The sequence below is a fragment of the Sphingomonas sp. ABOLH genome, assembly GCF_003951715.1.
Classification (GTDB): domain Bacteria; phylum Pseudomonadota; class Alphaproteobacteria; order Sphingomonadales; family Sphingomonadaceae; genus Sphingomonas; species Sphingomonas hankookensis_A.
This window is the reverse complement of record NZ_QQWV01000043.1, coordinates 21,324-31,702: the sequence shown is the minus strand read 5'-3', so window position 1 is coordinate 31,702 and position 10,379 is coordinate 21,324. Positions and strand designations below refer to the sequence as shown.

At 68.4% G+C, this 10,379-nt stretch carries 9 protein-coding genes; 1 reads left to right on the top strand and 8 read right to left on the bottom strand.

Features of this window, described 5'->3' with window-relative positions; genetic code table 11:
* The 3 genes from CA237_RS16070 to CA237_RS16060 all read right to left on the bottom strand — a co-directional run.
* Positions 1-404: TolC family protein (locus CA237_RS16070; RefSeq protein ID WP_164523904.1), on the bottom strand; the 404-nt coding region annotated here is incomplete at its 3' end.
* A 2-nt stretch (positions 405-406) separates the two neighbouring features.
* The gene (locus tag CA237_RS16065; protein WP_126014793.1) at positions 407-3,625 is read right to left on the bottom strand and encodes an efflux RND transporter permease subunit; all 3,219 of its coding nucleotides are present in this window, start codon (positions 3,623-3,625) and stop codon (positions 407-409) included.
* A gap of 6 nt (positions 3,626-3,631) precedes the next feature.
* Positions 3,632-4,822 carry an efflux RND transporter periplasmic adaptor subunit gene (locus CA237_RS16060; protein ID WP_164523903.1) on the bottom strand — a complete coding sequence of 397 codons (1,191 nt, stop codon included), beginning with the start codon at positions 4,820-4,822 and terminating at the stop codon, positions 3,632-3,634.
* Between the two features lie 105 nt (positions 4,823-4,927).
* Here CA237_RS16060 and CA237_RS16055 point away from each other — a divergent pair, with 105 nt between their 5' ends.
* The gene (locus CA237_RS16055) at positions 4,928-5,599 is read left to right on the top strand and encodes a TetR/AcrR family transcriptional regulator (RefSeq protein WP_164523902.1); all 672 of its coding nucleotides are present in this window, start codon (positions 4,928-4,930) and stop codon (positions 5,597-5,599) included.
* Between the two features lie 80 nt (positions 5,600-5,679).
* On the opposite strand, the gene CA237_RS16050 is transcribed toward CA237_RS16055, so the two are convergent.
* Genes CA237_RS16050 through CA237_RS20075 form a run of 5 tightly spaced genes read right to left on the bottom strand, consistent with a single transcriptional unit; the run spans position 5,680 to position 10,356 of the window.
* Complete coding sequence (locus CA237_RS16050; protein WP_126014789.1) at positions 5,680-6,195, bottom strand: GNAT family N-acetyltransferase; 516 nt, start codon at positions 6,193-6,195, stop codon at positions 5,680-5,682.
* On the bottom strand, positions 6,192-7,550 hold the full coding sequence (locus CA237_RS16045) for an efflux transporter outer membrane subunit (protein WP_126014787.1): 1,359 nt from the start codon (positions 7,548-7,550) through the stop codon (positions 6,192-6,194). Before CA237_RS16045 ends, CA237_RS16050 begins: the two co-directional genes overlap by 4 nt.
* Positions 7,547-8,695, bottom strand: coding sequence for an HlyD family secretion protein (locus CA237_RS16040; RefSeq protein WP_126014785.1), 1,149 nt, complete (start codon positions 8,693-8,695; stop codon positions 7,547-7,549). Before CA237_RS16040 ends, CA237_RS16045 begins: the two co-directional genes overlap by 4 nt.
* Positions 8,692-9,855 (bottom strand): hypothetical protein, encoded by a 1,164-nt coding sequence (locus tag CA237_RS16035; protein ID WP_241215521.1) that lies wholly within the window; start codon positions 9,853-9,855, stop codon positions 8,692-8,694. Before CA237_RS16035 ends, CA237_RS16040 begins: the two co-directional genes overlap by 4 nt.
* A complete protein-coding gene (locus tag CA237_RS20075; RefSeq protein WP_241215520.1) occupies positions 9,856-10,356 on the bottom strand; it encodes a hypothetical protein in 501 nt (166 codons plus the stop codon).
* Positions 10,357-10,379: the final 23 nt, after the last annotated feature.

The following is a 10,379-nucleotide window of genomic DNA, read 5'->3' as shown; positions in this document are numbered from 1 at the left end:
GTGCCGGCGCCCCCTGCCCCGCCGGCACCGCCCAGCGCGCCGAACGGGTTGTTGGTGTAGGTGACGCCGCCATTGGCCGCCGTCGTCGGCACCTGGCTGGCGCGGGTCACGCGGTACTGGGCGCGGGCGGCGAGCACGTTGGCCGCCGTCACGCGGTAATCGCGATTATTCTCCAGCGCCGTCGCGATCACCGCCTGCAACCGCGGATCGAGGAAGAAGTCGCGATAGCCGATCCGGGTCACATCGGCCTGTTCGGCGCCCAGCACCGGGTACGGCCCGCCCTGCGGCAGCGTCAGCGGGATCGCCCCCTCCGGCCGGACATTCTTGGGCGCAAGGTTGCATCCCGCCAGTGCGGTGGTGGCGACAAGGAGGGTCAGACTACGCAGCGTCATCACTTTGCTCATGGTCATGCCCCCTGCGGCGCGGGTTCGCCGCCATCGGAGGACCGGTTGCCGCCATCGGGTTCGACGTCGTCGTTCGCGGACGGCCGGTTGGCGGACGGAGTGTCCTTGCCGCCGTGCCCGAACAGGCGCAGCACGACGACGAAGAACATCGGTACGAAGAAGATCGCGAGGACCGTCGCCGACAACATGCCGCCGACCACCGCGCGGCCGATCGCGTTCTGGCCACCGGCACCGGCACCGGTGCTGATCGCCAGCGGCAACACGCCGAAGACGAACGCCAGCGACGTCATCAGGATCGGGCGCAACCGCAGCCGCGCCGCCTCGACCGCCGCATCGACCGCATTCAGGCCGTCGGCCATCCGCTCCTCGGCAAATTCCACGATCAGGATCGCGTTCTTCGCCGACACGCCGATCGTGGTGATCAGCCCGACTTGGAGGTAGATGTCGTTGTTCAGCCCCGTCAGCCACGCCGCCAGCAGCGCGCCCAGGATGCCCAGCGGCACGACCAGCAGCACCGAGATCGGCACCGACCAGCTTTCGTACAGCGCCGCCAGGCACAGGAACACGATCAGCAGCGACAGGCCGTACAGCGCCGGTGCCTGGCCGCCCGACAACCGTTCCTCGAACGACAGCCCGGTCCATTCCAGCGCGGTGCCCGGCGGCAGCTTGGCATGGATTTCCTCCATCGCCTCCATCGCCGCACCGGTGCTCAGCCCCGGTCCGGGCGATCCCTGCAGCTGCATCGCCGACTGCCCGTTATAGCGGGTCAGCGACACCGGAGCATTGGCCCATTCCAGCGTCGAGAAGGCGGTGAACGGCACCATCTGTCCGGTGGCGTTGCGGACATACAGGTCGCCGACATCCTCCGGCGCGAGGCGATAGGGCGCATCGGCCTGGACATAGACGCGCTTCACGCGACCGCGATCGATGAAGTCGTTGATGTACCCGCCGCCCCATGCGGTCGCGATGGTCGAGTTGACGTCGGCGAGGTCGAGCCCGAGCGCGCGCGCCTTGTCCTCGTCGATCTTGACCTTGAGCTGCGGCGCATCCTCCAGGCTGAGCGGACGGACCTGTGCCACGCGCGGGTCCTGCGCCGCCATGCCCAGCATCATGTTGCGCGCCTGCACCAGCCGTTCATGGCCGATGCCGCCGGTATCGACCAGCTGCACGTCGAAGCCGGTGGCGTTGCCCAGCTCCTGCACCGCGGGCGGGACCAGCGCAAAGATCAGCCCGTCCTTATACCCGGCGAATGTGCCCATCGCGCGGCCGACGATCGCCTGCGCCTTGTTCTCGGCGCCGCTGCGCTCCTCCCATGGCTTCAGGTTGACGAACACCAGACCGGCATTCTGCCCCTGCCCCGCGAAGCTGAAACCGTTGATGGCGAACACACCGGCGACATTGCCGCTTTCCTGCTTCAGGAAATGGTCGCGCACCAGCGTCAGCCCCTTGTCAGTACGGCTGCTCGTCGCGCCGGCCGGACCCTGGACCAGCGCCAGCACCGTCCCCTGATCCTCGTCGGGCAGGAAGCCCGAGGGCAGGCGCGTGAACACGAACACCATGCCCAGCACGATCAGCAGGTAGACCAGCATCGACCGCTTCCAGCTGCGCGTGGTGCGCCGGACGCCGTTCTCGTACTTATGCTGGCTGCGTTCGAACCGGTCGTTGAACCAGCGGAAGAAGCGCGCGAGCGGGCCGTTGCCCTGCTCATGCTTGTGCGGGTCGTGCGGTTTCAGGATCGTGGCGCAGAGTGCCGGCGTCAGGATCAGCGCAACCAGCACCGAGAGCACCATCGCCGAGACGATCGTGATCGAGAACTGGCGATAGATCACGCCGGTCGACCCGCCGAAGAACGCCATCGGCAGGAACACCGCCGACAGGACGAGGCCGATACCCACCAGCGCGCCGGTGATCTCGTCCATCGACTTGCGCGCGGCTTCCTTTGGCGACAGCCCCTCGGTCTGGATCAGGCGTTCGACGTTTTCGACGACGACGATCGCGTCGTCGACCAGCAGGCCGATCGCCAGCACCATGCCGAACAGGGTCAGCGTGTTGATCGTGAACCCGGCGACCGCCATCACCGCGAAGGTGCCGAGCAGCACCACCGGCACCGCGATGGTCGGGATGATCGTCGCCCGCCAGTTCTGCAGGAACAGGAACATGACGAGGAAGACGAGCACCACCGCCTCGATCAGCGTGTGGATGACCTGTTCGACCGACAGGCGGACGAACGGGGTCGTGTCGTACGGGTAGATGACCTTGACGTCGCCCGGCAGGCCGCGACCGATTTCCTCGGCGCGCTGCTTGACCAGTTCGACCGTGTCGAGTGCATTGGCACCGGCGGCAAGGCGCACGCCGAAGCCCGAGGCGGGCTTGCCGTTATACTGCACGTCGAAGCCGTAATTCTCGGCACCCAGCTCGACCCGCGCGACATCGCCCAGCCGGACGACCGCGCCGTCGGCGTTGGTCTTCAGGCGGATATTGGCGAACTGCTCGGGCGTCTGGAGCCGCGACTGCACGCTGACCGTGGCGTTGAGCATCTGCTCCTTGGGCGCCGGCTGCGCGCCGATCTGGCCGGCCGAAACCTGGGCGTTCTGCGACTGCACCGCCGACGTCACGTCGGCGACGGTCAGCTGGTAGCTGTTGAGCTTGATCGGATCGAGCCAGATGCGCATCGCATATTGCGCGCCGAACACCTGCAACTCGCCGACCCCGCTCACGCGGCTGATCGGGTCCTGGAACTGCGACACGACCATGTCGGACAGGTCGTTGTTGCTGTGCGACCCGTCGGTCGACACGAGGCCGACGACCAGCAGGAAGCTGGCGGCGGACTTGGTGACCTGAATCCCCTGGCGCTGGACCTCCTGCGGCAGCAGCGGGGTCGCCGCCTGCAGCTTGTTCTGCACCTGCACCTGCGCAATGTCGGGATCGGTGCCCTGTTCGAACGTCAGCGTGATCGTCACCGTCCCCGCCGAGGAGGACGAGGACGAGAAGTAGCGCAGGTTATCGATGCCCTTGAGCTGCTGCTCGATGATCTGGGTCGTCGTGCGCTCCAGCGTCTCGGCATCCGCACCCGGATAGGTGGCGGTGATCGCGACGGCGGGCGGCGCGATTTCCGGGAACTGGGCGATCGGCAGGCTGCGGATCGCGATCGCGCCGGCCAGCATCATGACGATGGCGATGACCCATGCGAAGATGGGCCGGTCGATGAAATAGCGGGACATGGCTCTTTACTTCGCCTGTGCCTGGGGCCCGCCCGCCGGGGCGGCACCCTGCGGTGCCTGCCCCTCGGGCTGGGGCTTCCACGGATAGCCCTTCACCGGGGTGCCGGGCTGGAGCATCTGCGCACCTTCGATCACGACCTTGTCGCCCGGTTGCAGGCCGCCGGTAACCAGCCACTGGTCGCCCACGGTGCGCTGCGTCTGGAGCGGACGCGGCGCCAGCTTGCCATCGGCACCGATGACGAGGACGGTCGCCGCCCCCTTCGGATCGCGCGTCACCGCACGCTGCGGCACGAGGATGCCGTTGGCCTTCGTCCCCTCGACCAGTTCGGCACGGACATACATGCCCGGCAGCAGCAGCCCGCGCGGGTTGGAAAAGACCGCGCGGATCGCCTGCGTGCCGGTCGCCGGATCGACGGTGACGTCGGTGAACTTCAGCGTACCTTCCATCGGATAGGTGCTGCCATCCTCCAGCTTCAGCCGTACGCGCGCCGCGCCGGTGCCGCGCGACAGGTCGCCGTCCATGATCTGCTGGCGCAGCTTCAACAGGTCGGCGCTCGACTGCTGGATATCGACATAGATCGGGTCGAGCCGCTGGATCGTGGTCAGCGCTTCGGTCTGCGCGGCCGATACCAGCGCGCCGGTGGTCGATACCGACCGCCCGATCCGGCCGGAAATCGGCGCGCGGATGGTGGTGCGCGACAGGTCGATCTGCGCCTGTTGCAGTGCGGCGCGCTGGGCGGCGATATCGGCCTCGGCCTGCTGCGCGCCGCTCACCGCATTCTCATATTCCTGCCGGCTGATCGCGTTGATCTTGACCAGTTCGCCATAGCGCCGCGCGAGGTTGCGGGTCGAGGCGATCGACGCCTGCGCCCGCGACAGCGCGGCCCGCGCGCTAGCGACCGCCGCCTGATAGGGCGCGGGATCGATGCGATAGAGCGGCTGGCCCTGGCGCACATAATCGCCTTCCTGGAACAGGCGGGCGAGGATCAGCCCGTTGACCTGCGGCCGGACGTCGGACGTCTCATAGGGCGCGGTCCGACCGGGCAGTTCGGTGGTCAGCGTCACCGGCTGCTGCTGGACGGTCACGAACCCGACCTGGGGTGGCCCCTGCGGCGCGCCCTGCTGCTGCGACTCGCCGCCGCCGCCGCAAGCCGAAAGGATGAGCGCCAGTGCCAGTGGGGCCATGCGATTTTTCATGAACGTCCTCGACGGATGTGCTGAACGTGAGTGATCGATCACTCACACTTTGCGGCGGGTACGCCGCGATTGCGATTGTGGCAAGAGGGTACAGGTGAACCACAAGTGAATTTGTTGCAGTGCGGAGAGGCATGTCGCGCCAGCCGGGCGGCGGCACGTCGCGAAAAACTGGTCAGCGTGGCCCGGCGACTGTTCGCCGAACAGGGTTTCCACGGCACCGGCGTCGCCCAGCTGGCCGCCGAGTCGGGAATCAAGGTCGGGCAGATCTACCGCGACTTCGCTGACAAGGAGGCGATCGTTGCGGAAATTGTCGAGAGCGATCTGGCGGTCTTCCTGAACGATCAGGACATGACCCGCGCGATCGAGCATCGCGACGTTCCCGCGCTCCGGGAATGGCTGCGCGAGTTCCTGCGTTGCGGCAGCGACGGCGAACCCGATCCGCTGTTCGCGGAGATCATGGCGGAGGCGGCGCGCAACGACCGGATCCGCACCATCGCGCACACGATCAACCGTAGCGTGTCGGCGGCGCTGATGCGCGTGCTGGAAGCGCTGGCGCCCGACGAGTCGCAGGCGGAAGCGCGCAGCCGGCTGTGCGACATGATCCTGACGATGAGCGCCGGGGTCCTGTATCGCCGGATCGGCGACCCGGATTTCGAAGAAGCCGCGACCTTTCGCCGCCTGATCGGCGTTCTCGACGCCTATATCGACGTGCTGATCGGACCGGAGCCGGACCCGATCTTCGAAAACAGCCGTTGCGGATTCGTGACGCCGAAGTAGAGTTACGGAGCGCACTCCCTTGCGCAGCCGTCGCAGGCCCCGTCCGGACCACCGGGCGGGGCTTGTCGCATCCGGGCAGGTCACCCGATGTTCCGGTCGAGCACGACGAACGACAAGGCCATACGCGGCAGCCCGAACCGCGGGTCATCCATCGGAAAAGGCCGGGTTTCTCCGGTCCGCGCATAGCCCAGCCGCTCATACCAGGCGATCAGTTCGCCCCGCGAGGCGATGACCGTCATCTCCATCCGCGTCGCGCCGTGTTCCGTGCGGGCATAGGCCTCCGCCGCCGCGACCAGCCGCCGCCCGAGTCCCGTCGCCTGCCGGTCGGGCCGGACCGACAACATGCCGAGCGCCGAGCGTCCCATTCCGGCACGCTTCGCCTCGACGCAGCCGATCAGTGCATCGCCGTCCAGCGCGATCAGGATGGTGCGGTCGGGATCGGCGATCGCATCGGCCAGCGCAGCCGGATCGGTACGCTGGCCGTCCAATAGGTCGGCCTCGTGCGTCCAGCCGCCCCGCGCGCTGTCGCCACGAAACGCCGATTCGACCAGCGCGTGCAGCGCGGGGATGTCCGCCGGGGTCGCGACCCGGATCATCCGCCCCAGCCCCCGCCCATCGCCTGATACAGCGCCACCAGCGCGTTCAACTGGTCGGCGCGCGTCTGCTCCAGCGTCAATTCGGCGCTGAACAAGGCGCGCTGGGCATCCAGCTGCTCCAGATACGGGCTGTACCCGGCGCGATAGCGATTGGTGGCATGGCGCAGCGCCTCCGCCGTCGCGGTCCGCTGCGTTTCCAGCGCGCGTCGCTGTGCAGCCAGCCGGTCGACCGCCGCCAGCGCATCCTCGACCTCGCGAAACGCGGTCAGCACGCTGCGCTGATAGGTGAAGGCCGCCTGATCGCGCCGCGCGGTCGCCGCATCGTAATTGCCGCGCAGCTGCCCGCCCCGGAACAGCGGCGCCAGCACGCTCGCCCCGATCGACCAGATGCCGACCGGATTGGGCAAGGCGCTCGACAACACCTCGCCGGTCGATCCGGTCAGGCGCAGCTGCGGCAGGAACTGCGCGCGCGCCGCCGCCAACGATGCGTCGCTTGCCGCCAGCGACGCCTCTGCCTGCGCGATATCCGGCCGGCGGCGCAGCAGGTCGGACGGCAGACCGGCGGGGATCGGAGGCGGCACCAGCGCCTCCAGCGGCCGTCCGCGCGCGATGGTGCGCGGCGGGGTGCCGGTCAGCAGCGACAGCGCATTTTCCTGCCGCCGCGCGAGAAGCTCCAGCTGCGGCAGGGTCTGGGTCACGGCGGCATATTCCGCCTCCGCCTGCCGCAGTTCGAGCTGCGAGGTATAGCCCGCTTCCGCCCGCGACCGGGCGATGCGCAGCGCCTCGCCACGCGACGCGATCGTCGCCCGCACCGTTGCGATCCGCGCATCCAGCCCGCGCAACGTGACATACCCGCTGGCGGTGGCGGCGGCGACGGACAGCCGCGCGGTATCGGCGGCAGCGGCAGCGGCATCGCCGGTCAGTCGCGCGGCATCGATGGTGCGCTTGACCCGGCCGAACAGGTCGACCTCATAGGCCGACTGGAACACAGGTTGCAGCGAGGTGCCCGTCGTCGCCGAGCCGAACGCATTGAGCGCGCGCTGTTCGATCAGCCCGACGCCGGCGTCGAGCGTCGGAAAGCGCGCCGCGCGCGCCACCCGCTCGGCCGCCCGCGCTTCCGCCACCCGCGCCACCGCAACGGCGATGTCGGGATTGTTGGCGAGCGCCGCCGTTACCAGCCGCGTCAGTTCGGGATCGCCGAACGCCTCCCACCAGTTCGCCGCTACGGTCGCCGTACCGGGCAGCGTCGTGCGCCACGCGGCCGGCGGCGTGACGCTGGCCGCCTCGGGTCGCGGCCGCTTGGCCGGGGTACAGGCGCCCAGCAGCGCCAACCCTAGGAGCGCAGCCCGTTTCATCGCGCCGCCGGCGACGTGCCGCCGCGCGTATCGACCCGCGCCTCGACCGACATGCCGGGCCGCAGCCGCTGGAACAGCGGATCGTTGCGGTCGATCGCGATGCGCACCGGAATACGCTGCGCCACCTTCACGAAATTGCCGGTGGCGTTGTCGGCGCGGATCACCGCGAACTCATTGGCCGCAGCCGGGGCGATCCGCTCGACCCGACCGTGCAGCTCGGCGCGGTCCAGCGCGTCGACGCGGATCGTCGCCGGCTGTCCCGGTGCGATGCGCGCGGTCTGCGCTTCCTTGAAATTGGCGGTCACCCACACGGTCGGCGGGACCAGGAACATCATCTGGGTGCCCGCCGTCACATATTGGCCCAGCCGGACGCCGACCTCACCCAGCCGCCCGTCCTGCGGCGCGCGGATGACGGTATTGGCCAGATCGATCTCGGCCAGTCGCACCGCCGCCTTCGCATTCTCGACCGCCGCCGACAGCCCGCCGCGCCCGACCGTGACGGTCCGCACCTGTTCCTGTGCGACGCTGCGCTGCGCCTGCGCCTGCGCGACCCCCGCCTCGGCGGCGCGCAGGGCGGCGAGCGTCTGATCGCGTTCGCGCAGCGACACCGATCCTTCGCGCACCAGATCGTTGACCCGCGCCATGTCGGCCTGCGCGCGTGCCAGCTGCGCCCGCGCATTCTGCACCGCCGCGTCCTGTCCACCCAGGCTCGCCTCGCTCGACCGCTCGCTCTGCTGCGAATTGGCGAGGTTGGCCTGTTGCGCCGCCAGCTGCGCCCGCGCCTGGTCGACCCGCTGGCGATAGATGCGGTCGTCGATCCGGGCGAGCACCTGCCCGCCCTTCACGTCCTGAAAATCGCGAACCAGCACCTCCGTCACATAGCCGTTGACCTGCGGCGCGATGATCGTCGTCTGCCCACGGACATAGGCATTGTCGGTCGCCTGGATCGCACTGCCGAACGGCCACAGCCCCCAGGCATAGAGGGCCAGCGCCACCCCGCCGAGCAGCAGCGCGACGAAGCCGAGCGTGGATTTGAGACTGCCGCGCGGCGGTGCCCAGCCGCGCGCCTTGGTCGGTTCCTGCGGCACCTCGACCGGATCGGCCAGCCGTTCTGCTTCTTCTGTGGAAAGTTGGGTATCGGTCATGACATCTGTTTCTGTCGCATCTGCTGTACGGCGGCGAGATCGCCGGCGAGCGGGTTCACGCCCTTCACGCGGAAGCGCAGCCACAGCGCCCCCAGCCACACGACCATCGCCGCCGACAGCATCGCGACGCCAAGGAACACGTCGTTATAGGCAAGGATGTTCGCCTCGCGCGTCACCTGCTGCCCGAGCAGCCCGGCACCCGACGCCTGGCGCAGCGCCGAGTCGCCGAGCACGCGGGCATAGGCACCGCCCAGCTGCTGGATACGCTGCACCACCTGCGGGTCGGTCGCCGTCAGCGTCTGGGTCAGTTCGAAGGCATGATATTTCTCGCGCACGATCTGGAAGGAGCCTAGCAGCGCGGTGCCGGCGAGGCCGCCCATCGTCTGCGAAATGCTGAAGATCGCCGAGAAGCTGATGATATGGCTGGGCCCCCGCGCCAGCGCGCGAAACACGCCGATCATGATCATTGGCCCCAGGAAATAGAGCGCGGCAAAGGCGATGATCCCCTGGCTGACATACAGGCTCGACGGGCGGGTCAGGTTGGTCGAATCCGAATCCAGCCACGCGCCAAGGCCGATCAGCGCGACGGCGATCACCACCGGCTTGTACAAATCCTGCATGTTCAGCATCTTGAGGCTGACCACGACCCCGGCGATCGACGCCAGCGTCATGACGAGGCTCAATGTCACCAGCTGGTCGTTGCCCATGCCGACCACGGTCAGCAGCCCGACCGTGCCGAACGTCTGTTCGGACAGGAGGATGCGCAAGCTTGCCGCCACGATCGCGAACCGGATGATGTTGCGCCCCAGCATCCAGCGGGTGTTGAGCAGCGGGTTGGCGCGGTTATGCTCGATCAGCAGCGCCCCCCCGATCAGCGGGATGGCGGCGGCCAGCGCATAGCCCAGCCACGGCGTCGACCACCACTGGATCCGTCCCTGCACCAGCACCGCGCACAGCAACGCGACACCCGGTGCCAGCAGCGCGAAGGTCAGGAAATCGATCTTCTCGAACGCCGGCGTCCGCTCCGACGGCGGCAGCCGCAGCAGCGCGACCGCGCCGAGGCACATCAGCGTCAGCCCCAGTTCGAACCAGAACAGCGCCTCGATCCGCCCATCGGCCAGCAGCAGCGGCGACAGCGTGCGCGCCAGCGGCAGCGCCACCTACGACGCGCCGAACCCCATGATCATCCCCGAAAGCCGCGCGGCGGCGGGCAGCGCCTGCATGATGTAGAGGAAGCACAGGGTCGTCAGCGCACTGGCGACGATCCCCGATGCGCCACGCACCACCAGCTGCACGCCATAGCTGTGCACGACCAGCTGGAGGATATTGAGGATCAGGAACGCGGCCAGGAACACCCGCGTAAAGCGCTGCATCCCGAATTGCTGGCGGAACTTGATCAGCAGCATCGACATGCACACGCTGGTCATCGACGACACGGCGGTTAGCCAGCCGCCCTCGACCGGCGTCAGGCCGAGCGATCCCTGGATCTGCGGCAGGTTCGCGATCAGCAGCCCGTTGCTGAACCCCCCGGTCACCCCCAGCAGGATGCCGGTCGCGAAATAGCCGACGCGCCGCCCGAACGGATGATCGGGCGTCGCGGGAGATCCGGGCAGGAACGGCCGCTCGTGCGGCTTGAATTCATACGCCGGGGCGATCGCCATGGCTCCATATGGGAATATTGATC

What these genes read in the sequence shown, in the direction of transcription:
- CA237_RS16065 (WP_126014793.1), bottom strand. Translation starts at nt 3,625, where the DNA reads ATGTCCCGCTATTTCATCGACCGGCCCATCTTCGCATGGGTCATCGCC.
- CA237_RS16060 (WP_164523903.1), bottom strand. Translation starts at nt 4,822, where the DNA reads ATGAAAAATCGCATGGCCCCACTGGCACTGGCGCTCATCCTTTCGGCT.
- CA237_RS16050 (WP_126014789.1), bottom strand. Translation starts at nt 6,195, where the DNA reads ATGATCCGGGTCGCGACCCCGGCGGACATCCCCGCGCTGCACGCGCTG.
- CA237_RS16045 (WP_126014787.1), bottom strand. Translation starts at nt 7,550, where the DNA reads ATGAAACGGGCTGCGCTCCTAGGGTTGGCGCTGCTGGGCGCCTGTACC.
- CA237_RS16040 (WP_126014785.1), bottom strand. Translation starts at nt 8,695, where the DNA reads ATGACCGATACCCAACTTTCCACAGAAGAAGCAGAACGGCTGGCCGAT.
- CA237_RS20075 (WP_241215520.1), bottom strand. Translation starts at nt 10,356, where the DNA reads ATGGCGATCGCCCCGGCGTATGAATTCAAGCCGCACGAGCGGCCGTTC.